Origin of the sequence: Klebsiella sp. MPUS7 (assembly GCF_009905335.1) — a bacterium.
Taxonomy (GTDB): Bacteria; Pseudomonadota; Gammaproteobacteria; order Enterobacterales; family Enterobacteriaceae; genus Klebsiella; species Klebsiella grimontii.
In genome coordinates, this window is the sequence record NZ_CP047604.1 from 5,714,783 (window position 1) to 5,736,876 (window position 22,094).

A 22,094-nucleotide genomic window follows, 5' to 3' on the forward strand; every position below is an offset into this window, starting at 1 on the left:
ATGTTAACTTCCGCAATTCTTGTTGCTGTCATTATGTTTTTGGTGAAAACCGCCGACCATACGCTGGGCCAACCGCTGATCGAACGCCCGCTCATCTGCGGCGCGCTGGTGGGTCTGGTGCTGGGAGATTTGCAGCAGGGGATTATCATCGGCGCCACGCTGGAGCTGATTTTCCTTGGCACCATCACCATCGGCGGCTCGGTTCCTGCCGATCTGGCGGTGGGTTCGGTGCTGGCAACCGCTTTTACGATCCTGACCCACGCCGAACCGCCGGTGGCCGTTGCGCTGGCGCTGCCGATCAGCCTGCTGGCGGTGTTTGTTTATCAGGTGCTGAAGCTGGTCTATACCGCTCTGGTTGAAAAATACGATGCGCTACTGGAACAAGGGCGTGACCGTGCGGCGCTGGGTCTGACGCTCGGTATGACCTTCTTTTACGGCATCCCCTTCGCCCTGATCGCCTTTTTTGGCGTGCTCTTCGGCACCGAGGTCATCCGCAGCCTGGTCGAGAGCATTCCGGGTACGGTCATGCGCGGCATGACGGCGGTTGGCGGCATTCTCCCGGCTCTCGGGTTCGCCATTCTGCTGAAGGCGCTGTGGAACCGTAATATCGCCGCCTTCTTTTTTATCGGTTTTGCGATGGCGGCTTATTTGCAGCTGCCGATTATGGGGATCGCGATTATCGCGGCCTCGGTAGCGGTCTATCTGTGCTTTAACGAATTCAATCAACTTAAAGCGAATAAACAAACGGCAACGGCGGCTGCGCCCGCTTCAGTCGACGATAAGGATGGGTTCTTCAATGACTGATATCCAGACACCTGGCATTAGCGCTTACGCCGATGATAAAAGCGAGAAAAAGCTTTTCCGTCAGCTTTTTATCCGCCAGTTTCCGCTGCTGGGGTCGATGAACTTCACCCGCATGGAGGGATTAAGCTACGGCTGGGCGCTGGCGCCGATGCTGAAGAAAATCTACGCCAACGACCCGCACCGTTATCTTGAATCGCTTAAGCGAAACAGCCAGTTCTTCAATACCAACCAGCATCTGGCGCCCTTTATTATGGGCCTGACGCTGTCGATGGAAAAGGAGAACGCCGCCAACCCGAACTTTGATACCTCGAGTATTAACGGCATCAAAGTGGCCTTAATGGGGCCATTTGCCGGGGTAGGCGATTCATTTTTCTACGGCGTGCTGCGTATTATCGCCACCGGGATCGCTATTGGCCTGGCGTCGCAGGGCAATCCGCTTGGGCCGCTGCTGTTCCTGCTGATTTACAATATTCCCAGCTATCTGCTGCGCTATTACGGCGGCGTGATGGGCTACCGCTTAGGCTCGAAATATATCGCCGAAGCGACGCAGTCGGGACTGCTGAGCTGTATAACGAAAGCCTCGTCGATTATGGGGTTAATGATGGTGGGGGCGATGAACGCCAGCATGGTGAAATTCACCACTACCTTTAAAACCACCATCGCCGGACAGCCCTTTGTGCTGCAAGAGATCCTCGACAAAATTTGCGTTGGCTTAATTCCTCTGCTTTTAGTCCTGGGCTGCCTGAAGCTACTGAATAAAAAGGTTAGCCCGAATAAGGTATTAATTCTGCTGATTGTCTTTGGCTTTGCCGCTGCGGGTATTGGCATAATTTAACGCTTCCCCTGGCTCCCTTTAATAAAAGGGAGCCGTCCTCTTACTCGTGATGTGTATCGACGCAAATAAAAAAACCAACCAGTGTCGAATTAACACTCAACACATAAAAACAACTCCATGTATTTTAAGGATTTTATATTCTGGCACAGCAATTGCTATTTAATAAGTGTCTTTTATTGCTTTATCGGAATGACGGTATTCTATAAATCCTACAGGAATAAAAATGAAAATATTACGCACGCTTTTAATCGGCATACCGCTGTCCTGCTTTACACTAAATACGTTTGCCGCGGCAACCTGGGTTGATAATCGCTACGCGCATACTACGGCTTCGGAGAAAAATCAGTATAAAATTGGCCTTGGTCATATATTTGATAATGGCGCAGGGGTGCTGGCCTCAGCAATGTATGACCTCGGACAAGATTTTAATCAAATGAAAAGCTCGTTCCAGGAGTTTGAAGGCTGGTATCCGATCCCGCTTAATGAAAAATGGACGCTGACGCCGGGCGGATTAACCGATATTGATAATAAAGGAACAAAGCTGGCTCCTTATATCAGTCTCGATTATAAAATCAGTAAAACCTTAAGTTTTAGCAGCCGCTATCGCTATAACCATATGACCCATAAAGATCGAGATTACAATGGCTATATGGATTATAACGACAGCCATCAGTTTGACCTGTACCTTAATTACCAGGCGACCGAGAAACTGTGGCTCCAGCTCAACCCGGAGTTCTTCGTCAACACAAACGACTTCAATGCCTCTAACGGGCAGAAAACTCACTGGGAGCCAAGTATTGTGGCGCGCTACCGCGTCGATAAACACTGGCTCCCCTATGCGGAAGTCGCCTGGCTCGATCAGGATCAGAATCACGACGATCAGGTGCGATTCCGCCTCGGCATTCGCTATTACTTCGATTAAACGCCGTAAAGGGCAGCTTCGCTGCCCTTCTGGGGTCGCCCGCGGGGCTTACTGCAAACGCACGATAAACGGTGAGAATATGGCGCTGCCTTTGACGTTTTCACGCTCGCCACGGGCATAAATACCCATACGCGCGCCGATCCATTTTCCCGCCCCGGCGGAAAACTGCGGCGTCACCTGCCGCCATTCACGCTGCGCAAGCCGATAACGAAAATGGACCACCCCGTCATAGTCCACCTGAAACCCTAGCTCAATCTCCTTGCAACCGGTGACCTCCTCAAGTCCGATGGATTGTTGATGCGTTTCACCGCGATCGTCTATCCATCCGTGGCATAGCGCGAGCTGCAAATTCGCCGCGCGGTACGTCACGCACAGTGCGGCAAAGCGCTGACCGTAAATCGCGATCCCCGCTTCATCGCCATCCTGAGAAAACATCGGATCAACCGCGGTCTGCACGTCAAAACGTTCAGCGGGAAACTTTTGCAGCAGCAGTTGAGGTAAGCGATACAGGCTGATATCGCCTGAGGTTAGCGCGCAGCGCAAGCGTAGCCCTTGCTGATGAGGCGTGAGCCAGTGGCGCTGGGGGTTTGCCTGCCATTGCCATTGAACACCGGGCTGGCCGTGCCGGAAATCGTCGCTGGTCTGTAAACAGCACGGCGCAACGGGCAATGCGGGTAAACGATGCAGGCTGACGGGCTGGCCTTTACCGGTGTCATTAAGCCTCTGGCCAATTTGCGGCCAGCCGTCAGCGCCCCAGCAAAGCGGCTGAAGATGCACTATCCGGCCATACACGCCTTTGTCCTGAAAGTGGAAAAACCAGTTTTCACCATTCTCCAGTTCAACCCATGCCCCCTGATGAGGACCATTTATCGGCGAATTCCCCTGGTGCAGGACATCGCGACTTTGCCATGGACCAGATAGCGTCGGGGCGCGCATGACCGTTTGCCAGCCTCGCTTGACGCCGCCGGCCGGGGCGAATATCCAGTATTCGCCGTTACGCTTATACAGCTTGGGGCCTTCCAGAGTGGGATGCGAGGGCGTTCCGTCAACAACGATCCGGCCGTTATCCAACAGCCGGGATGCATCCGGCGCCATTTCAAAAAGCTGGAGCTTATTTTTCACCCCGCTGCGGCTAAAAGCAAAGGCGTGAATCAGCCAGGCTCGCCCATCATCGTCCCAGAACGGACAAGGGTCTATCCAGCCGGGGGAGGCGTTCAGACAATAGGGTTCGCTCCACTCGCCTAACGGATCCCGGGCGTGGGAAACAAAAATACCCTCGTCGGGCAAACTGTAGAAAACCCAAAACTGGCCATCATGAAAACGAATGGAGGGCGCCCAAATCCCCTTTCCCGGCTGAACGCTGTCATATTCCGGCGAAGGCAGGCGTTTAACAATATGGTTAACGATTTGCCAATGGATGAGATCGCGTGAGTGGAGAAGCGGTAAGCCAGGCAATTGATGGAAACTGGAAGCCACCATCCAGAAATCATCGCCTGTGCGAATGACATCGGGATCGGCATAATCGGCATGAATCACGGGGTTTTGATAGAACAGCGGCATAGCGGGGACCTTTTATTGTCGACTGTTCATCGCGTTGCAATAAGCGGACCATCGAATAAAAACACTTAATTAACAATGAAATAAATATTTCTGTAGACACAAAAAAAGCGCCCCTTGGGCGCTCTTTCGACAGTAGCTTTACGCTTATTTATTCAGTTCCGCAGTCATGTGCACGCGGTTACCGGTAAACGCTTCGGTAATTTTGTAAGACGATGCGCCTGCGGCCTGGGCCTGAGCGGCGATTTTCGCTTCTGCACCGTCCATCGTTGCGGCGGTTGCGGTCACGGTTTCCGCAGCGAAGGAACCAAAAGAAGCGGCCAGAGCGATAACTGCGACAAAAGTTTTGATGCTTTTCATGATATAAACCCTTTACGTTAGTTGTTTGAATAAGGCGCCGTGCCTTGATGTGATAAATAGTAGCTCGCACACCGCCAAACAAAAAGCGGAAGGATTTGTTGTCATCATTCAAAAAAATTGACTTAAATTTAACCCGCGATTAACCGCTGCGGATGCGTGTAAACGGTCGCCCTGCCCGGCTTGCAGAATCCCACCAGCGTCAGGTTGCAGCGCTCAGCGACGTCAACCGCCAGCGTGGTGGCGGCAGAGACCGCAAAAAGGATTTCCACCCCGCACATGGCCGCCTTTTGCACCATCTCATAGCTGGCTCGGCTGGAGACGAGTGCCGCGCCGTTCTGCCAGGCGCCTTCTGACTCCGCTCGGTGTCCCAGGAGTTTGTCCAGCGCCACGTGGCGACCAACATCTTCGTGACCGCCCGCGAGATCCCCGGAAGGGCGCACCCAGGCCGCGGCGTGAGTACAGCCAGTAAGGCGGCCTATCGGCTGAAAATCATGCAGGTGCGCCAGCGCGCGATCGAGATTCGCCAGATCGAACGTCTGGGTAAAAGGCAGCGGCTGCACGGGCTTGCCGATATCGTTGAGCTGCTCAACGCCGCATACGCCGCAGCCGGTGCGCCCGGCCAGCGCGCGACGGCGCTCTTTCAGCCCCATAAAGCGGCGGCTGGAGAGTTCGATTTGCACTTCAAGGCCGTTACAGGCCTGAAGGACGTCCATACCATAAATCTCGCCCCGGTTTTCGATAATCCCTTCGGATAAGGAAAAGCCCACGGCGAACTGCGCCAGGTCTTTCGGCGTCGCCATCATCACCACGTGCGAGATGCCGTTATAGACCAGCGCAACGGGTACCTCTTCAGCTAACTCGTCTGGCTGAGGATGTTGCAAATTTTGGCGCTTCCAGAGCGATACCTGGCGATAACCTGTGATATCTGTCACATTTTCAATTTGTTCAAGAGGCTTCTTGTTCACTTTGTCTTAACCGTATTGGAACAGGCATACACACAATGTGGTATTCTGTTTATATCCCTTCGGGAACGAGGGAAATTACCCCTAATTCTGAACCTTTGCGGCCCTTACCGCAAAGCAAATAACTATATGTGACAATGTCGAAACAAGGAGCGAACCATGCAGGTCAGCAGAAGGCAGTTCTTTAAGATCTGCGCTGGCGGTATGGCAGGAACCACGGCAGCGGCGCTGGGCTTTGCGCCCGGTTTAGCGCTCGCGGAAACACGGCAGTATAAGCTGCTGCGCACCCGCGAAACCCGTAACACCTGCACTTATTGTTCCGTCGGCTGTGGGCTGTTGATGTACAGCCTCGGCGACGGCGCGAAAAACGCCAAAGCGTCTATCTTCCATATCGAAGGTGACCCGGACCACCCGGTCAACCGTGGTGCGCTCTGCCCTAAAGGGGCCGGTCTGGTGGACTTTATCCACTCCGAAAGCCGTCTGAAATTCCCGGAATACCGCGCGCCAGGCTCTGATAAATGGCAGCAAATCAGCTGGGATGAAGCGTTCGACCGTATCGCTAAGCTGATGAAAGAAGACCGCGACGCCAACTTTATCGCGCAGAATAGCGAAGGCACTACCGTCAACCGCTGGCTGACCACCGGCATGCTGTGCGCCTCCGCCTCCAGTAACGAAACCGGTTATTTAACCCAGAAATTTACCCGCGCGCTCGGTATGCTCGCGGTCGACAACCAGGCGCGCGTCTGACACGGACCAACGGTAGCAAGTCTTGCTCCAACATTTGGTCGCGGTGCGATGACCAACCACTGGGTCGACATCAAGAACGCCAATCTCGTGGTGGTGATGGGCGGCAACGCCGCTGAAGCACACCCGGTTGGGTTCCGCTGGGCGATGGAAGCCAAGATTCACAACGGCGCGAAGCTGATTGTGATCGATCCGCGCTTTACGCGTACCGCGGCGGTGGCTGATTTCTATACCCCAATTCGTTCCGGTACTGACATTACCTTCCTGTCAGGCGTTATCCTGTACCTGTTGAACAACGAAAAAATTAACCGTGAATATACTGAAGCCTATACCAACGCCAGCCTGATTGTGCGTGAAGATTACAGCTTTGAAGACGGTCTGTTCAGCGGCTACGACGCCGAAGCCCGCAAGTACGATAAAACGTCCTGGAACTATGAGCTGGATGAAAACGGCTTTGCCAAACGCGATACCACGCTGCAGCATCCGCGCTGCGTCTGGAACCTGCTGAAGCAGCACGTTTCCCGCTATACGCCGGAAGTTGTCGAAAACATCTGCGGGACGCCAAAAGCCGACTTCCTCAAAGTCTGTGAATACATCGCGGAAACCAGCGCGCACGATAAAACCGCGTCGTTCCTCTACGCGCTGGGCTGGACGCAGCACTCCATCGGCGCGCAGAACATCCGCACCATGGCGATGATCCAGCTGCTGCTCGGCAATATGGGCATGGCGGGCGGCGGCGTAAACGCCCTGCGCGGCCACTCCAATATTCAGGGTCTCACCGACCTGGGACTGCTGTCGCAGAGCTTGCCAGGCTATATGACGCTGCCGAGCGAGAAACAGACTGACCTGCAAACCTACCTCGCCGCCAACACGCCGAAACCGCTGTTGAAGGGCCAGGTGAACTACTGGGGTAACTACCCGAAATTCTTCGTCTCGATGATGAAGGCCTTCTTTGGCGATAAAGCGACGGCGGAAAACAGCTGGGGCTTTGACTGGCTGCCGAAGTGGGATAAGGGCTACGACGTCCTGCAATACTTCGAGATGATGAACCAGGGTAAAGTGAACGGCTATATCTGCCAGGGCTTTAACCCGGTAGCCTCGTTCCCGAACAAAAACAAGGTTGTCGCGTCGCTGTCGAAGCTGAAGTTCCTGGTGACCATCGACCCGCTCAACACCGAAACCTCCACCTTCTGGCAAAACCACGGGGAGTCGAACGACGTCGATCCGACGAAAATCCAGACCGAAGTGTTCCGCCTGCCGTCCACCTGCTTCGCCGAAGAGAACGGTTCTATCGTCAACTCCGGCCGCTGGCTGCAGTGGCACTGGAAAGGCGCGGACGCCCCGGGGATTGCGACCACCGACGGTGAGATCCTCGCCGGCATCTTCTTACGCCTGCGCAAGATGTACGCCGAACAGGGCGGACCGGCGCCGGAACCGGTGCTGAACATGACGTGGAACTACGCCACACCGCATGAACCGGCATCAGAAGAAGTCGCGATGGAAAGCAACGGTAAGGCGCTGGCAGATATTACCGACCCGGCAACCGGGGCGGTGATCGTCAAGAAAGGCCAGCAGCTCAGCTCGTTTGCGCAGCTGCGCGATGACGGCACCACCTCCAGCGGCTGTTGGATCTTCGCCGGTAGCTGGACGCCGGACGGCAACCAGATGGCGCGTCGCGATAACGCCGACCCGTCGGGCCTGGGCAATACGCTGGGCTGGGCATGGGCGTGGCCGCTCAACCGCCGCATTCTGTATAACCGCGCCTCCGCGGACCCGGCGGGTAAACCGTGGGATCCGAAGCGCCAGCTCCTGAAATGGGATGGCGCGAAGTGGGGCGGCGTGGATATTGCGGACTACAGCGCCGCGGCGCCGGACAGCGATGTCGGGCCGTTTATCATGCAGCCGGAAGGAATGGGGCGTCTGTTCGCTATCGATAAGATGGCGGAAGGGCCGTTCCCGGAACACTACGAGCCGTTTGAAACGCCGCTGGGCACTAACCCGCTGCACCCGAACGTGGTCTCGAACCCGGCCGCGCGCGTCTTTAAAGGCGACCTTGAGCAGATGGGCAAAGCGGATAAATTCCCTTACGTCGGCACCACTTACCGTCTGACCGAGCACTTCCACTACTGGACCAAGCACGCGCTGCTTAACGCCATCGCGCAGCCGGAACAGTTCGTGGAGATCGGCGAGAAGCTGGCCAACAAGCTCGGCATCGCCCATGGCGATACCGTGAAGGTCTCCTCTAACCGCGGTTATATCAAAGCCAAGGCGGTGGTAACCAAGCGTATTCGCACGCTGAAAGCGGACGGTAAGGATATCGATACTATCGGTATTCCGATTCACTGGGGCTACGAAGGCGTGGCGAAGAAAGGGTTTATCGCCAATACCCTGACGCCGTTTGTCGGTGATGCGAACACGCAGACGCCGGAGTTCAAGGCTTTCCTCGTGAACGTGGAAAAGGCGTAACGGAGACGAATTATGGCTTATCAATCGCAAGACATTATCCGTCGTTCCGCGACTAACGGCTTCACCCCCGCGCCCCGCGCGCGGGACCACCAGGAAGAGGTGGCGAAGCTTATCGACGTCACCACCTGTATCGGCTGTAAAGCCTGTCAGGTGGCCTGTTCCGAGTGGAACGACATCCGGGATGAAGTCGGTCACAACGTCGGGGTGTACGATAACCCCGCCGACCTGACCGCCAAATCCTGGACCGTGATGCGCTTCTCGGAAGTGGAGCAGAACGACAAACTGGAGTGGCTCATCCGCAAGGATGGCTGTATGCACTGCGCCGACCCGGGCTGCCTGAAGGCCTGCCCGGCGGAAGGGGCGATCATCCAGTACGCCAACGGCATCGTCGACTTCCAGTCCGAGCAGTGCATCGGCTGCGGCTACTGCATCGCCGGCTGCCCGTTCAACGTGCCGCGCCTGAACCCGGAAGATAACCGCGTCTACAAATGTACGCTGTGCGTCGACCGCGTTAACGTTGGCCAGGAGCCGGCGTGCGTGAAAACCTGCCCGACCGGCGCTATCCACTTCGGCTCCAAAGAGGAGATGAAAACGCTGGCTGGCGAGCGCGTCGCCGAGCTGAAAACCCGCGGTTACGACAACGCGGGGCTGTACGATCCGGCCGGCGTTGGCGGCACGCACGTGATGTACGTGCTGCACCACGCCGACAAGCCGAACCTGTACCACGGCCTGCCGGAGAACCCGGAAATCAGCGCCACGGTTAAGTTCTGGAAAGGGATCTGGAAGCCTCTCGCGGCGGTCGGCTTTGCGGCCACTTTCGCCGCCAGCATCTTCCACTACGTCGGCGTCGGTCCGAACCGCGCGGAAGAGGAAGAGGACAATCTGGATGAAGAGAAAGACGAGGTGCGCAAATGAAAAGACGTGACACCATCGTGCGCTACACCGCGCCGGAACGCATCAACCACTGGGTCACCGCCTTCTGCTTCGTGCTGGCGGCGGTGAGCGGGCTGGGCTTTTTCTTCCCGTCCTTCAACTGGCTGATGCACATCATGGGCACCCCGCAGCTGGCGCGTATTCTGCACCCGTTCGTGGGCGTGATTATGTTTGCCTCGTTCATCATCATGTTCTTCCGCTACTGGCACCATAACCTGATCAACCGGGACGATATTTTCTGGGCGAAGAACATTCGCAAGATTGTGGTCAACGAGGAAGTGGGCGACACCGGGCGCTATAACTTCGGCCAGAAGTGCGTGTTCTGGGCGGCGATTATCTTCCTGGTGCTGCTGCTGGTGAGCGGGGTGATTATCTGGCGTCCGTACTTTGCGCCGGCCTTCTCCATCCCGGTTATCCGCGTCGCGCTGATGCTGCACTCCTTCTCGGCGGTCGCGCTGATCGTGGTGATCATGGTGCATATTTACGCCGCGCTGTGGGTGAAAGGCACCATTACCGCGATGGTGGAAGGCTGGGTGACGAAGACCTGGGCGAAGAAGCATCATCCGCGCTGGTACCGTGAAGTCCGCGAAAAGCAGGATAAGCGCCAGTCGTAGGCCCGAGCGCTTTGTTCGTCTCTGAAATGGCGTCGTATATCGACGCCATTTTTTTGCGGATAACGCGCTGTTTTGACAACATTAACCATAGTGCGCCGCAGGCGGGAGCGGCACGTTTCCCGGTTCGCTCAAGCCATGGCGCAGGATAGCTAATCCTAACGGTGCATAGTCTGGGATATCGATATCAGGTATCGTAACGCACACATTGCGATGTCATGGGTATATCCCGTACGCCGATTGCGGTTATCATTAATGACATTCACCAGAGCGGGCGCGTGATGCCCGCCAAATCACAGAGCGGACGCGACCATCGCCGAATCTGCTGAAACCAGGAAGTAACAGAATGAGCATTCGTATCATCCCGCAAGATGAGCTGGAAAAGAGCGAGAAACGCGCGACGGATATGATTCCGCCGTTGTTGTTTCCCCGGCTCAAAAATTTATATAACCGTCGCGCCGAACGCCTGCGCGAACTGGCTGAAAATAACCCGCTGGGCGATTACCTGCGCTTTGCCGCACTTATCGCCCACGCGCAGGAAGTGGTGCTGTACGACCATCCGCTGCAGATGGATCTCACCGCGCGCATCAAAGAAGCGAACGACCAGGGTAAGCCGCCGCTGGATATCCACGTTTTGCCGCGCGATAAGCACTGGCACAAGCTGCTGCATTCGCTGATTGCCGAACTGAAGCCGGAGATGAGCGGCCCGGCGCTGGCGGTCATCGAGAATCTGGAAAAAGCCTCCGAACAGGAGCTGGAACTGATGGCAAGCGCGCTGTTTGCGTCCGATTTTGCCTCTGTCAGCAGCGATAAAGCGCCGTTTATCTGGGCCGCGCTCTCGCTCTATTGGGCGCAGATGGCCAGCCTGATCCCCGGAAAAGCCCGCGCTGAATACGGTGAACAGCGTCAGTTCTGCCCGGTTTGCGGCTCGATGCCGGTCTCCAGCATGGTGCAAATTGGCACCACTCAGGGCCTGCGCTATCTGCACTGCAACCTTTGCGAAACCGAGTGGCATGTGGTGCGCGTGAAGTGCAGCAACTGCGAACAAACGCGCGATCTGCACTACTGGTCATTAGATAACGAGCAGTCGGCGATTAAAGCCGAAACCTGCGGCGACTGCGGTACCTACCTGAAGATTCTCTATCAGGAAAAAGACCCAAAAGTGGAAGCCGTCGCCGACGACCTCGCCTCGCTGGTGCTGGACGCACGGATGGAACAAGAGGGCTTCGCCCGCAGCTCCATTAACCCGTTCCTGTTCCCTGGCGAAGGGGAATAACGGCTGGCATCATGTCGGGCGGCGCCTGCCGCCCGGCTTACAAATGATAAGGCGTAATCACTCCGGGTATCCCGAAAAAATCTTTGGTATTGCGCGTGACCAGTTCATAACGATGTATTTGCGCTGTCGCCAGTATGATGGCATCCGGCAGCTTCATCCCATACTCCTTCCTGAGATTGACGCTTCGTTCAGCAATATCCTGTGAAATATCGATAATATTAAACGCGCTCAGTGCAATACGCGTGCGGTGTTCCTGATGATACTTTTTCGCCCCCACCATTACTTCCGTCCACGTGATGAGGCTAATCGCATTCTGTGGCGGATAAGCCTCCAGAACCTGTTTCGCTTCAACGCGACCGCTGAATAAATCGATGAGAATATTAGTATCAAACAGCGCCGGGCCTTTAATCATTGCCACTCCTCGCGGAGTTTCCTTTCGAATTCAACTCCCTCTTCCTCACAGCCTTGCCAAATCCCCAGCGCATTGGAAATAGTGGTGTCAGCTTGTCTTTCCAGGTACTGTTCAACCGCCTCGCGTAACAGTTCCGCTCGAGGAAGATTGCGCTGCTGTTTGAGGTCTTCAAGACGTTTAATAACGTCATCCGATAAGTCGAGTAGTATTCTGCCCATATTCGTTCCCGTCATCATACTCACATATACCTCCAGTATATCATTGACGATGAATTTTCAAACAACATACACCTGCAGTTGGTGGGGGGAAAGCCCCGTCAGCAATGAGTTTCACTTTTGCGAGCCGCTTTCCACAATCGTTTCGCAACCCAAATCGCCCATTTTCTTTTGTTAAAAATCAGGCTATAAGACTGGATATCCAAACAGGTTAAGGGATTAAAAAATGGCGCTTGAAAAAGGTATTGCAGAGCTGGTGCGGGAATTTATCGATGCAGGTCGCCCCTCATCGCGCGAACAGAATATTGATGACCGGAGAAACGGTTATGTCGCCAGTGCCGTGTTAGCCGGGGAACAAGAAAACCGCGTGTGGGTAGAGGACATCGAACTCGAGGGCATGTTTTTTCGCGTGGTCTCTCCCCTCAATGCGACTGGCGCGCTGCCTGCCGTTATCTATTTCCACGGTGGCTGCTTTATCAGCGGCGGTTTCGCCACGCATGACCATCAGCTCCGCCAGCTGGCGTACCACAGCGGCTGTCGCGTTATCGCCGTGCAATATCGGCTGGCGCCGGAGCATACTTTTCCTGCCGCCCATGATGATGCCGAAAAAGGCGCGCTGATTATTCACCGCCACGCCGGGCAGCTGGGCATCGATGCTTCCCGTATTACGCTGGCTGGCGACAGCGCCGGAGGACATCTGGCATTAGTGACCGCCCTGCGACTCAAAACCACGCAGGCCTGGCAACCCGCACAGCTGGTTTTGATTTACCCGATGCTGGATGCCACCGCCAGCATGAAGAGCTATATCGATAACGGTAAAGATTACATCATCACCGAAGATACCCTGCTCAGTGGCTATGAAATGTACCTTTCAGCGACGGAACTCCATCATCCGGAAGCCAGCCCGCTATGGCGTAAAGACTTTAACGGATTACCGCCGGTACATATTCTGACGGCAGAATACGACCCTTTGCGTGATGAAGGCGAAGCGCTTTACCAGCGCCTGCTTGAGCAGGGCGTTGACTGTACCTGTCAGCGCTATCTCGGGGTGATCCACGGCTTCTTTCAACTGGGCGGCATCAGCCCGGCGGCCGGAAGCGCGATGAGGGATATCGCCTGGCGGGTGAAGTCACCAGGCCAATAGACCGGTATAAAGGGAGGCTACTCCTCTTCGTTACCGCCCTCTTCATACGGGCCAAACGGCTTCGCGGGAAGAACAATATAGATACCCTCAAAAACCGCGCCAAGCCGATCGTCGCCAAACAGTTCAACCTGCAGCTGAACGCGCGCTTTACGCCCGCGCGCCAGCCGGTCAAGATCGCCGCTTAACGAACCGAGATCGGCAACGGCGCTTGGGCGTCCGCTAATGGGCTGGCTGTAGCGGATATGCGCATCGGCAAGAATAATTGTGCCGCCAAGATGCCGCTCGCGCAGCATCAGCCAGATAAGCCCCCAGCCGGTTAACGTTGCCTGAGAAAACAGGCTGCCGGCAAACAGGGTATGGTGTGGGTTCTGGTTACCGGCTTCCGGCATGGTGGTGATGAATTTTTGCCCGGTATACTGCTGGATGCGCACGCCCATTTTCTCGCTGAGAGGGATATGCTGATACCAGGCCTGCTGCAGCTGAGCGCACCAGTCGCCGCGATGTAAAATATCATCCAGCGAGGCTATTGGCTTAATCATCAGAAAATGACGGATCGGCGTGGTCGTCGGCGTGGTGATTTCTCCCTGGTTCACAAAACCGAGCTTCGCAAAGAACTCCACCGCGTCTTCGCGGGCGCTACAGGTCACGCGCTTAACGCCTTCCTGGCGGGCGACGGACTCCAGCGTCATCGCCATCAGGGTACCCAGCCCTTTATCCTGCACTGACGGATGAACGGCCATAAAACGGATAGAGGCTTCGTTTTCCGCATTCACATACAGCCGCCCGACGGCAACCAGATTACCCTCTTCATCGACCACCATTTGATGGTGCGCCATCGCATCCCACGCATCGCGCTCGGACCCTTTCGGCTGATGCAGCGGCTTACGCAGCATCTCCCAGCGGAACTGGTAGTAGCTCTCTAACTCTTCTTCTGTTTGCGGTACACGAAGGTGATACATAGCTGTACTCTCTTTTGTTACCCGCAGCCTGCCCGGAAGCTGGCTCATACCTGCAACCAAAAGGTTACGGGACCATCATTCACCAGAGAAACCTGCATATCGGCAGCAAATCTCCCGGTCTGCGTATTCATTTTCTGCTCGCGGCAGCGCTCAACGAAATACGCGTACAGCGCTTCCGCTTTATCCGGCGCAGCCCCTTTCGAAAATCCAGGGCGCATCCCGCGCTCGGTATCCGCTGCCAGCGTAAACTGTGAAACCACCAGCACGCTGCCGCCAGCCTGCTGCACGTTCAGATTCATTTTGCCTTCAGCATCGCTAAAAATACGGTATCCCAACACGCGCTCGCACAGGCGGTTCGCCTTTTGCTCATCATCGTCTCTCTCGACGCCTAACAGCACCAGAAGCCCGGGGCCGATTTCGCCCGTCACTTCACCCTCCACGGTAACGCTAGCTCGGGATACGCGTTGAATTAATGCAATCATGATTGTTCTGTTTCTTCTTTTTTCAGTTTGCGGTATTCACCGAGAGTGACAGTAATTTCAGCGCCAAGCAAGACGATACACCACGTCCAGTACACCCAGACAAACAAAATAGGCACCACGGCGAGCACGCCATAAATCAACTGATATGACGGGAACGCGGTGATATATAAAGCAAAAGCTTTCTTACCCGCTTCAAAGAGCAGCGCAGCGACCAGGGAACCGATTATCGCATCGCGGTTACGCACCTCGGCCGTCGGCACAATGCTGTAAAGCAGCCAGAATGCCACCCAGGATAAAATGAGCGGAAAAATACGCAGCACATCGTCAATCACGCTATTCAGGTCGCTGGCCCAGCGTAACGACAGGAGATAGGAGCTGATCGCAAGGCTGGCGCCCGCCAGCAGCGGTCCCAGGGTGAGGATCATCCAGTAAACGGCAAAGGAGTAGGTTTTTGGTCGGGTGCGGGTACTGCGCCAGATGGTGTTCAACGCGCTATCAATGGAGTACATCAACAGCAGCGATGTCACAATCAGGCCGAAAGCGCCCACGGCGGTCATTCGGCTGGAGTTAGCGACAAACTGCTCAATGTAGCCCTGAATGACATCGCCGGTTGCCGGGATGAAATTGGCGAAGATAAAGTGGCGAATCTGGATACTGACATCAGAAAACATCGGAAATGCCGCGAACAGCGCGAAAACAATGGCAATAAGCGGCACAAGGGAGAGTAACGACACATAGGCAAGATTCCCCGCCAGTGTCGTCATATTATCTTCATCAATACGCCGCCATAGCAGCTTGAGCCACGCCACCAGCGGTCGCAGATGGCGCGTGGTTTTTTGATGAACGGTTTTTAGCATAGCTGTTTAGCAAAATAGTTGGGGATGGTTTCCTTCCCGGTCACCAGAATGCTGGTAATGCCAAGCTGGTTAGCCCCGGCAATATTATCCGCGTTATCATCGAAGAAGACCGTATCGTCAGCGGAAAAACCTTCCGCTTCAAGGACGCTCTGATAGATCCGCGCTTCGGGTTTACGCATCCCCATTTCCTGAGAAAGATAGATATGGTCAGCCACGGCGCGTATCTCGGGGTACTCATCCGGCCAGAAGGTGGTATGCAGGCGGTTAGTGTTGGACAGAACCACGACCCGATGCCCCTGCTCGCGTAATTTTTGCATAATCGCGATAACCTCCGGGCGGAGGGCGACAAAAACCGCCTGCCAGCCGTGGGAGAACTGCTCGTAGCTAAGCGACATATTCATTTCGTGGCACATCGCCGCCGCAAAATCTTCATCGCTGATTTCACCGCGCTCGTGCTGGTGGAACGCTTCGCCCATGGTGAAATGCTGCTGCAGCGTCGCAAGGGGAATTCGCGTTAAATCGCTCCACGTCCCGAGCACCCGGTTGAAGTCAATATCGACAATCACATTACCTAAATCAAAGATATAGAGCATGGTCCTCTCCTTTTGCACCGTGGAAAATTAACTGTAGCGGGAAAGGAGAGGTTTGACTATTCAAGAGTACGAACTGAATACTCCCCAGCGCCGTGGAACTGGGAAATATCGCTCATCAACAAGGCGAGGCTACACCTCTTCCTGAGCCAGAATGATTTCCGTTTGATTCTCATCTAACCATGATTTTAACTGTCCTGACGGACACTCATCGGTAAACAGGGCTGTGGCCTGGGCCACGTTACCAATCTCAACGGCGGCCGATGCGTGATATTTAGTATGATCGGCGGCGAGAAGAATTTGCCGAGAGTGGTCCATCATCGTTTTGACCACGCTGGCTTCGTTGACGTCAAACTCCAGCAGCGCGCCATCGCTTTCAATAGCCCCGACGCTGGTCACCAGATAATCGGCCCGGAATCCCGCGACAAATTCCGTCGCAGAAGGGCCAATAATGCCGCTATTGTGCGGGCGCAGGGTGCCGCCAGGCACCATCACTTCAAATCGCGGATTGTTATAGAGAATATGCGCCACCCGCAGACTGTTAGTGATAATCCGTAGATGATTGTGATTTAACAGCGCGCGCGCAACCTGCTCAACGGTGGTGCCAATGGTGATAAACACCGTCGAGCCGTCCGGGATGTAGTCAGCCACTGCTTCCGCGATGGCCTTTTTCTCTTCGGTCAAGGAGACTTCTCGCTGCTCAAATGCCGTATTGACCACGCTGGACGCTCTGCCCGCTCCGCCGTGATGACGGGTGATTAATCCCTGCTCGCTGAGTTTACGAATATCACGCCGCACGGTCTGCGTGGAAACGTCCAGCAGGCTGGCCAGTTCATCAATATTCATATAACCGCGCTCGCTGATCAGCATTAGCAGCTGATCGTGCCGCGGGTTACCGGTCAGTTCGGTAAGACTCATGAAATTTCCTCGAAAAACCATTGCCCTGGCATTTTATACAAAAAGTGACAGAAAAGATCGGGTTTGATCACAGTCGGGAATACCCGCGCGCCCTCCTGGACGCGTACATTTCAGCGCAGCCACTCCGCTGGCAAACCTGACCGCTTCTACCGACGCGCTCCCGGAAGCCAGGCTGAAGGCCAGCGCACCGTGAAAAACGTCTCCAGCCCCTGTGGTATCAACAACGTCGACTGAAAATCCTGGCTGATGCTGCAGCGCGCCATGCGATATCCAGTAGCATCCCTCACTCCCCCGTGTGACGTACACATGACCATTTGTGAGCGTTTGTGCTTGTCTCAGTCCGGTTTCAGGTTCTTGAAGTCCTGTTAAACGCGCCAGACCCGGTTCGGAAAAAGCGGCATGATCGCTCAGCGCCACCAGCTCGCTGATATCCTGCGGCGTGACGTCACCATCCAGTACGGTCATAACCCCTGCCCGGCGCGCCAGCGTGAACGCCTGCTTTGCGCCCTCATGCCAGCGTACGTCCGCGAGTATCACGTCCCACTGGGAAAAATCGATCGCGTTGAGCCAGTCGGCATCGGGCAGTAAATCCGGGCTGGGATAGTTCACAATAATCCGCTCCCCCTTCGCATCAACCATAATCGCCGATTGCGAAGAGTTTGCCTGCACATAGCGCCGGGTATAACGAGTATTTACCCCCAGGGACTCCAGCTCCGCCAGCAGCTTTTTTCCAGTGTCGTCATCGCCCACGCGGCCAATAAAGTCCACCTGCGCGCCCAGCTTTGCCGCAGCCACCGCGGCAGTCGCCGCCGGACCGCCGCCCACCTCTGTATAGCGCTTCGCCACATATTTACCTCCTTCAGTCGGCAAGCCTTCTACGTAATAGATGCGATCCAACACGGTAATACCCACACAAGCAATACGAATCATGGTCATTCCTTAGGCGTTTCAAGATGAGAACATTTTAATTTCACGAAATGTTTAAAAAGTGACGGCTGTCAATTTTTTGACTATAAATTACAAATACGATCAAAAACAGACATGAAATAAAACCTTAAGTGACAAAAAATGACAGCCACCACTCAGGAGAACGTTATGCCAGTGATTGCCTTTATCGGATTAGGTCAGATGGGATCACCTATGGCGAGCAATTTGCTCAAACAGGGCCATCAACTCAGCGTCTTTGACGTTAACCCAGATGCCGTTCAGCGCCTGGTGGAAGAAGGGGCACAGCCTGCCAATAGTCCTGCTCAGGCAGCAAAAGGCGCTGAATTTGTTATCACCATGCTCCCTAATGGCGATCTGGTGCGCAGCGTTATGTTCGGCGCAGAAGGTGTCTGTGAGAGCCTGTCACCACAGGGGCTGGTGATTGATATGTCCACGATTCACCCGCTGCAAACCGACAAGCTGATGCGTGACATGAGCGCCAAAGGCTTCAGCATGATGGATTGCCCGGTTGGGCGTACCTCCGATCATGCCATCGCAGGCACGCTGCTGTTGCTGGCGGGCGGAACGGCAGAACAGGTTGAGCGGGCGACACCGGTGTTAATGGCGATGGGCAATGAACTGGTCAATGCCGGCGGACCGGGTATGGGCATCCGCGTGAAGCTGATCAACAACTACATGAGCATCGCGCTGAATGCGCTTTCCGCTGAAGCTGCCGTGTTATGCGAAGCCCTGGGCCTATCCTTCGACGTGGCGTTAAAAGTCATGAATGGCACTCCCGCCGGAAAAGGCCATTTCACCACCTCCTGGCCGAATAAAGTGCTGAAAGGCGATCTTTCTCCGGCCTTCATGATCGATTTAGCCCACAAAGATCTGGGTATCGCGCTGGATGTTGCGAATCAACTTCACGTACCGATGCCGCTCGGCGCCGCTTCCCGCGAAGTTTACAACCAGGCCCGCGCCGCAGGTCGTGGTCGGGAAGACTGGACCGCCATTCTTGAGCAGGTTCGCGCGTCTGCCGGACTGAACAAAACACATTGATAAGTAAAAGGACTGAACAATGACCAAGTACACCCTGAAAGATATCACGCGCGCTTCCGGCGGTTTTGCCATGCTGGCCGTCGATCAGCGTGAAGCCATGCGCTTAATGTTTACCGCGGCGGGTGCGAAATCCCCGGTAACCAACAGCGTGCTGACCGACTTTAAAGTGAATGCGGCGAAAATTCTCTCCCCCTATGCCTCCGCCATTCTGCTGGATCAGCAGTTTTGCTACCGCCAGGTAGTGGAACAAAACGCCGTTTCCCCAGGCTGCGCCATGATTGTGGCCGCCGATGAGTTTATCCCGGGCAACGGTATTCCGGTTGATAGCGTGGTGATTGATAAAAAAATCAATCCGCAGGCCGTAAAACAGGACGGCGCCAAAGCCCTTAAGCTGCTGGTGCTGTGGCGCAGCGATGAGGACGCCCAACAACGTCTTGATATGGTGAACGAATTCAATGAGCTGTGCCATGCCAACGGCCTGCTGAGCATCATTGAACCGGTTGTGCGTCCACCGCGTCGTGGCGATAACTTCGATCGCGAGCAGGCCATTATTGATGCCGCAAAAGAGCTGGGCGACAGCGGTGCCGATCTCTACAAAGTTGAAATGCCCCTCTACGGCAAAGGCTCTCGTCAGGAGCTGCTCACCGCCTCTCAGCGTTTGAATGAAAACATCAATATGCCGTGGGTCATTCTCTCCTCTGGCGTCGATGAAAAACTGTTCCCTCGCGCGGTGAGCGTGGCGATGACCGCTGGCGCATCTGGCTTTCTGGCCGGGCGCGCGGTGTGGTCATCGGTGATTGGTTTGCCGGATACCGAACTGATGCTGCGCGATGTTTCTGCGCCGAAGCTGCAACGTCTGGGCGATATCGTTGATGAAATGATGGCCCGTCGCCGCTAATACGAGGATCACATAATGAAATGGTTTAACACCCTGAGCCACAACCGCTGGCTGGAGCAGGAAACCGATCGCATTTTTAATTTTGGTAAGAACGCGGCCGTTCCAACCGGGTTTGGCTGGCTGGGCAACAGCGGTCAGGTCAGAACGGATATGGGGACGCATCTGTGGATCACCGCCCGTATGCTACACGTCTATTCGATTGCCGCATCCATGGGGCGTCCGGGCGCATATCAGTTAGTCGATCACGGAATCAAAGCGCTGAACGACGCACTGCGCGACAAGCGCTACGGCGGCTGGTACGCCTGCGTGAATGACGAAGGGGTGATGGATGCCTCCAAGCAGGGCTATCAGCACTTTTTCGTGTTACTCGGCGCGGCGAGCGCCGTGACTACCGGCCATCCACAGGCCAGGCAGCTGCTGGATGACGCGATCGAAGTCATTGAGAAGTACTTCTGGAGCGAAGAGGAGCAGATGTGCCTGGAGTCCTGGGACGAAGCCTTTAGCCAGACGGAAGACTACCGCGGCGGCAACGCCAACATGCATGCGGTCGAAGCCTTCCTGATTGTGTATGACGTCACCCATGACCGTAAATGGCTCGATCGCGCGCTGCGTATTGCATCGGTGATTGTTCACGATGTTGCCCGCAGCGGTGAATATCGCGTCAACGAGCACTTCGATTCGCAGTGGAACCCTATCCGCGATTACAACAAAGATAATCCGGCTCATCGCTTCCGCGCCTACGGCGGCACGCCGGGCCACTGGATCGAATGGGGTCGCCTGATGCTGCATCTGCATGCCGCGCTGGAAGCCCGCTTTGAAACGCCACCCGCCTGGCTGCTGGAAGATGCGAAAGGGTTGTTCCACGCCACCATTCGCGATGCCTGGGCACCTGACGGCGCCGATGGATTTGTCTATTCAGTAGACTGGGACGGTAAACCTATCGTCCGCGAAAGAGTGCGCTGGCCAATAGTCGAAGCGATGGGCACCGCCTACGCCCTGTATACCCTCACCGGCGATAGCCAGTACGAAACCTGGTATCAGAAGTGGTGGGATTACTGCATCACCTATCTGATGGATTACGAGACCGGTTCTTGGTGGCAGGAGCTGGACACCAATAACAAGGTGACCACCAAAGTCTGGGACGGCAAGCAGGATATTTACCATCTGCTGCACTGCCTGGTCATCCCGCGTCTGCCGCTGGCGCCTGGGCTGGCTCCTGCGGTTGCCGCAGGTCTGCTGGACGTCAATGCAAAATAAGTAATGAGGTGAGCTGCCATGCACAGCGGTGGAAAAACCATACAACTTCAGGCCGGAGATTATCAGGCAAAAATCGTTACGGTTGGCGCGGGTCTGGCGGAATTAACCCACCGTGGGCGACATCTTGTTATTCCACACAGGCCTGAAGAGATGCCGCTGGCGCATCTGGGAAAAGTATTGGCGCCCTGGCCAAATCGCGTGGTAAACGGCTGCTATCAGTATAACAGCAAGACCTTGCAGCTTGCCGTGAATGACCCGGTTTCGCATACCGCGATTCATGGATTGCTGGCCTGGCGGGACTGGCAGATTAATCAGCTGTCGGCATCGGAAGTGTCGCTGATGATTTTTCTGCCGCCCTCATATGGGTATCCCTTTTCGTTACTCGTCGAAGCTACGTACCGCCTGGAGGCGATAAAAGGTCTGCGTGTATTTATCACCGCCCTGAATATCGGTGATGAATCCGCACCGTACGGTTCTGGTGCTCATCCGTATTTGACTTGCGATCTCGAGAAAATAGACATCTGTACGCTGTCCCTGCCCGCAGATAAGTTCCTGAACATCGATACCCTGGAACTGCATAGCGTTGAGGGCACAGCGCTAAATTTCGCGTCGCCGCGCCCGGTAGCCGCAACGCGTATCGATCACACCTTTAAAACCCCGGTTTCCGGCAGTGAGTGGGAAGTCAGCGTTTTCAACGCGGCAAAAAATATGACGACCTACTTACGTTGCGATCAGCCATGGGTGCAGGTTTACAGCGGCGAGAAATTAGATCGTCTGGGACTTGCCGTAGAACCCATGACTTGCCCACCTGATGCCTTTAATTCCGCTATCGATCTTATCTCTCTGGCGCCCGGAGAGAGCCATCGACTGCACTTTTTAATCGGCGCTGAATAACCCTGAACCGGG

At 55.3% G+C, this 22,094-nt stretch carries 23 protein-coding genes; 12 read left to right on the forward strand and 11 right to left on the reverse strand.

Annotated features, from left to right (window positions below; all coding sequences use genetic code 11):
- The 3 genes from GUC22_RS26740 (at window position 1) to GUC22_RS26750 (ending at window position 2,561) form a co-directional block, all read left to right on the forward strand.
- Window positions 1-804 carry a PTS mannose/fructose/sorbose/N-acetylgalactosamine transporter subunit IIC gene (locus tag GUC22_RS26740; protein ID WP_004132855.1) on the forward strand — a complete coding sequence of 268 codons (804 nt, stop codon included), beginning with the start codon at window positions 1-3 and terminating at the stop codon, window positions 802-804.
- Entirely contained in the window at window positions 797-1,639 is an 843-nt protein-coding gene (locus tag GUC22_RS26745) for a PTS system mannose/fructose/sorbose family transporter subunit IID (RefSeq protein ID WP_160183870.1), read from the forward strand. Before GUC22_RS26740 ends, GUC22_RS26745 begins: the two co-directional genes overlap by 8 nt.
- 223 nt (window positions 1,640-1,862) lie before the next feature.
- Entirely contained in the window at window positions 1,863-2,561 is a 699-nt protein-coding gene (locus GUC22_RS26750) for an oligogalacturonate-specific porin KdgM family protein (protein ID WP_049088281.1), read from the forward strand.
- 48 nt (window positions 2,562-2,609) lie between these two features.
- Here GUC22_RS26750 and GUC22_RS26755 read toward each other — a convergent pair whose 3' ends face one another.
- From GUC22_RS26755 to fdhD, 3 genes are all read right to left on the reverse strand, one after another.
- Window positions 2,610-4,121 (reverse strand): glycoside hydrolase 43 family protein, encoded by a 1,512-nt coding sequence (locus GUC22_RS26755; protein WP_064362657.1) that lies wholly within the window; start codon window positions 4,119-4,121, stop codon window positions 2,610-2,612.
- 144 nt (window positions 4,122-4,265) lie between these two features.
- Window positions 4,266-4,478 carry a YdgH/BhsA/McbA-like domain containing protein gene (locus tag GUC22_RS26760; protein WP_004127125.1) on the reverse strand — a complete coding sequence of 71 codons (213 nt, stop codon included), beginning with the start codon at window positions 4,476-4,478 and terminating at the stop codon, window positions 4,266-4,268.
- Window positions 4,479-4,606: 128 nt separating this feature from the next.
- On the reverse strand, window positions 4,607-5,443 hold the full coding sequence (gene fdhD / locus GUC22_RS26765) for a formate dehydrogenase accessory sulfurtransferase FdhD (protein WP_004132858.1): 837 nt from the start codon (window positions 5,441-5,443) through the stop codon (window positions 4,607-4,609).
- A 156-nt stretch (window positions 5,444-5,599) separates the two neighbouring features.
- Between fdhD and fdnG the strand changes: the two genes are divergently transcribed.
- The 4 genes from fdnG to fdhE all read left to right on the forward strand — a co-directional run bounded on the left by fdnG (window position 5,600) and on the right by fdhE (window position 11,470).
- Window positions 5,600-8,650 (forward strand): formate dehydrogenase-N subunit alpha, encoded by a 3,051-nt coding sequence (fdnG, locus tag GUC22_RS26770; protein WP_154949137.1) that lies wholly within the window; start codon window positions 5,600-5,602, stop codon window positions 8,648-8,650.
- A gap of 12 nt (window positions 8,651-8,662) precedes the next feature.
- Window positions 8,663-9,565: a formate dehydrogenase subunit beta gene (gene fdxH / locus GUC22_RS26775; protein ID WP_004122548.1), complete on the forward strand. Its 903-nt coding sequence runs from the start codon at window positions 8,663-8,665 to the stop codon at window positions 9,563-9,565.
- Window positions 9,562-10,197: a formate dehydrogenase cytochrome b556 subunit gene (gene fdoI, locus GUC22_RS26780; RefSeq protein ID WP_004132860.1), complete on the forward strand. Its 636-nt coding sequence runs from the start codon at window positions 9,562-9,564 to the stop codon at window positions 10,195-10,197. Before fdxH ends, fdoI begins: the two co-directional genes overlap by 4 nt.
- 343 nt (window positions 10,198-10,540) lie before the next feature.
- The gene (fdhE, locus tag GUC22_RS26785; protein ID WP_004132861.1) at window positions 10,541-11,470 is read left to right on the forward strand and encodes a formate dehydrogenase accessory protein FdhE; all 930 of its coding nucleotides are present in this window, start codon (window positions 10,541-10,543) and stop codon (window positions 11,468-11,470) included.
- A gap of 37 nt (window positions 11,471-11,507) precedes the next feature.
- On the opposite strand, the gene GUC22_RS26790 is transcribed toward fdhE, so the two are convergent.
- Window positions 11,508-11,882, reverse strand: coding sequence for a type II toxin-antitoxin system VapC family toxin (locus tag GUC22_RS26790; RefSeq protein ID WP_098363641.1), 375 nt, complete (start codon window positions 11,880-11,882; stop codon window positions 11,508-11,510).
- Window positions 11,879-12,118, reverse strand: a complete 240-nt coding sequence (locus GUC22_RS26795) for a CopG family transcriptional regulator (RefSeq protein ID WP_077265771.1) — start codon at window positions 12,116-12,118, stop codon at window positions 11,879-11,881. Before GUC22_RS26795 ends, GUC22_RS26790 begins: the two co-directional genes overlap by 4 nt.
- A gap of 205 nt (window positions 12,119-12,323) precedes the next feature.
- On the opposite strand from GUC22_RS26795, the gene GUC22_RS26800 reads away from it, so the two are divergent.
- Entirely contained in the window at window positions 12,324-13,241 is a 918-nt protein-coding gene (locus GUC22_RS26800; protein WP_024360706.1) for an alpha/beta hydrolase, read from the forward strand.
- A 17-nt stretch (window positions 13,242-13,258) separates the two neighbouring features.
- Here GUC22_RS26800 and fabY read toward each other — a convergent pair whose 3' ends face one another.
- From fabY to GUC22_RS26830, 6 genes are all read right to left on the reverse strand, one after another.
- On the reverse strand, window positions 13,259-14,200 hold the full coding sequence (fabY, locus tag GUC22_RS26805) for a fatty acid biosynthesis protein FabY (protein WP_004127112.1): 942 nt from the start codon (window positions 14,198-14,200) through the stop codon (window positions 13,259-13,261).
- Between the two features lie 44 nt (window positions 14,201-14,244).
- A complete protein-coding gene (gene dtd, locus GUC22_RS26810; protein WP_004132870.1) occupies window positions 14,245-14,682 on the reverse strand; it encodes a D-aminoacyl-tRNA deacylase in 438 nt (145 codons plus the stop codon).
- Window positions 14,679-15,539: a virulence factor BrkB family protein gene (locus GUC22_RS26815; RefSeq protein ID WP_024360708.1), complete on the reverse strand. Its 861-nt coding sequence runs from the start codon at window positions 15,537-15,539 to the stop codon at window positions 14,679-14,681. The genes dtd and GUC22_RS26815 overlap by 4 nt, the downstream gene beginning before the upstream one ends.
- Entirely contained in the window at window positions 15,533-16,132 is a 600-nt protein-coding gene (gene yihX / locus GUC22_RS26820; protein ID WP_024360709.1) for a glucose-1-phosphatase, read from the reverse strand. Before yihX ends, GUC22_RS26815 begins: the two co-directional genes overlap by 7 nt.
- A 129-nt stretch (window positions 16,133-16,261) precedes the next feature.
- The gene (locus GUC22_RS26825) at window positions 16,262-17,047 is read right to left on the reverse strand and encodes a DeoR/GlpR family DNA-binding transcription regulator (RefSeq protein WP_064342034.1); all 786 of its coding nucleotides are present in this window, start codon (window positions 17,045-17,047) and stop codon (window positions 16,262-16,264) included.
- A 33-nt stretch (window positions 17,048-17,080) separates the two neighbouring features.
- Window positions 17,081-17,977, reverse strand: coding sequence for a sugar kinase (locus tag GUC22_RS26830; protein ID WP_064342033.1), 897 nt, complete (start codon window positions 17,975-17,977; stop codon window positions 17,081-17,083).
- A gap of 165 nt (window positions 17,978-18,142) precedes the next feature.
- Here GUC22_RS26830 and yihU point away from each other — a divergent pair, with 165 nt between their 5' ends.
- From yihU to GUC22_RS26850, 4 genes are read left to right on the forward strand one after another with little or no spacing between them, the layout of a single operon-like run.
- Window positions 18,143-19,033 (forward strand): sulfolactaldehyde 3-reductase, encoded by an 891-nt coding sequence (yihU, locus tag GUC22_RS26835; protein ID WP_064342032.1) that lies wholly within the window; start codon window positions 18,143-18,145, stop codon window positions 19,031-19,033.
- A 19-nt stretch (window positions 19,034-19,052) separates the two neighbouring features.
- Complete coding sequence (gene yihT, locus GUC22_RS26840; RefSeq protein ID WP_064342031.1) at window positions 19,053-19,931, forward strand: sulfofructosephosphate aldolase; 879 nt, start codon at window positions 19,053-19,055, stop codon at window positions 19,929-19,931.
- 15 nt (window positions 19,932-19,946) lie between these two features.
- A complete protein-coding gene (gene yihS, locus GUC22_RS26845) occupies window positions 19,947-21,188 on the forward strand; it encodes a sulfoquinovose isomerase (protein ID WP_064342030.1) in 1,242 nt (413 codons plus the stop codon).
- Between the two features lie 18 nt (window positions 21,189-21,206).
- Window positions 21,207-22,082: an aldose-1-epimerase gene (locus GUC22_RS26850; protein WP_064342029.1), complete on the forward strand. Its 876-nt coding sequence runs from the start codon at window positions 21,207-21,209 to the stop codon at window positions 22,080-22,082.
- The last annotated feature ends 12 nt before the right edge of the window (window positions 22,083-22,094 follow it).

What these genes read in the sequence shown, in the direction of transcription:
- GUC22_RS26740 (WP_004132855.1), top strand. Translation starts at nt 1, where the DNA reads ATGTTAACTTCCGCAATTCTTGTTGCTGTCATTATGTTTTTGGTGAAA.
- GUC22_RS26830 (WP_064342033.1), bottom strand. Translation starts at nt 17,977, where the DNA reads ATGATTCGTATTGCTTGTGTGGGTATTACCGTGTTGGATCGCATCTAT.
- GUC22_RS26815 (WP_024360708.1), bottom strand. Translation starts at nt 15,539, where the DNA reads ATGCTAAAAACCGTTCATCAAAAAACCACGCGCCATCTGCGACCGCTG.
- GUC22_RS26850 (WP_064342029.1), top strand. Translation starts at nt 21,207, where the DNA reads ATGCACAGCGGTGGAAAAACCATACAACTTCAGGCCGGAGATTATCAG.
- GUC22_RS26825 (WP_064342034.1), bottom strand. Translation starts at nt 17,047, where the DNA reads ATGAGTCTTACCGAACTGACCGGTAACCCGCGGCACGATCAGCTGCTA.
- fdxH (WP_004122548.1), top strand. Translation starts at nt 8,663, where the DNA reads ATGGCTTATCAATCGCAAGACATTATCCGTCGTTCCGCGACTAACGGC.
- GUC22_RS26755 (WP_064362657.1), bottom strand. Translation starts at nt 4,121, where the DNA reads ATGCCGCTGTTCTATCAAAACCCCGTGATTCATGCCGATTATGCCGAT.
- GUC22_RS26800 (WP_024360706.1), top strand. Translation starts at nt 12,324, where the DNA reads ATGGCGCTTGAAAAAGGTATTGCAGAGCTGGTGCGGGAATTTATCGAT.
- fabY (WP_004127112.1), bottom strand. Translation starts at nt 14,200, where the DNA reads ATGTATCACCTTCGTGTACCGCAAACAGAAGAAGAGTTAGAGAGCTAC.
- GUC22_RS26760 (WP_004127125.1), bottom strand. Translation starts at nt 4,478, where the DNA reads ATGAAAAGCATCAAAACTTTTGTCGCAGTTATCGCTCTGGCCGCTTCT.
- yihU (WP_064342032.1), top strand. Translation starts at nt 18,143, where the DNA reads ATGCCAGTGATTGCCTTTATCGGATTAGGTCAGATGGGATCACCTATG.
- GUC22_RS26790 (WP_098363641.1), bottom strand. Translation starts at nt 11,882, where the DNA reads ATGATTAAAGGCCCGGCGCTGTTTGATACTAATATTCTCATCGATTTA.
- GUC22_RS26795 (WP_077265771.1), bottom strand. Translation starts at nt 12,118, where the DNA reads ATGATGACGGGAACGAATATGGGCAGAATACTACTCGACTTATCGGAT.
- GUC22_RS26745 (WP_160183870.1), top strand. Translation starts at nt 797, where the DNA reads ATGACTGATATCCAGACACCTGGCATTAGCGCTTACGCCGATGATAAA.
- dtd (WP_004132870.1), bottom strand. Translation starts at nt 14,682, where the DNA reads ATGATTGCATTAATTCAACGCGTATCCCGAGCTAGCGTTACCGTGGAG.
- yihT (WP_064342031.1), top strand. Translation starts at nt 19,053, where the DNA reads ATGACCAAGTACACCCTGAAAGATATCACGCGCGCTTCCGGCGGTTTT.
- fdhE (WP_004132861.1), top strand. Translation starts at nt 10,541, where the DNA reads ATGAGCATTCGTATCATCCCGCAAGATGAGCTGGAAAAGAGCGAGAAA.
- yihS (WP_064342030.1), top strand. Translation starts at nt 19,947, where the DNA reads ATGAAATGGTTTAACACCCTGAGCCACAACCGCTGGCTGGAGCAGGAA.
- yihX (WP_024360709.1), bottom strand. Translation starts at nt 16,132, where the DNA reads ATGCTCTATATCTTTGATTTAGGTAATGTGATTGTCGATATTGACTTC.
- GUC22_RS26750 (WP_049088281.1), top strand. Translation starts at nt 1,863, where the DNA reads ATGAAAATATTACGCACGCTTTTAATCGGCATACCGCTGTCCTGCTTT.
- fdoI (WP_004132860.1), top strand. Translation starts at nt 9,562, where the DNA reads ATGAAAAGACGTGACACCATCGTGCGCTACACCGCGCCGGAACGCATC.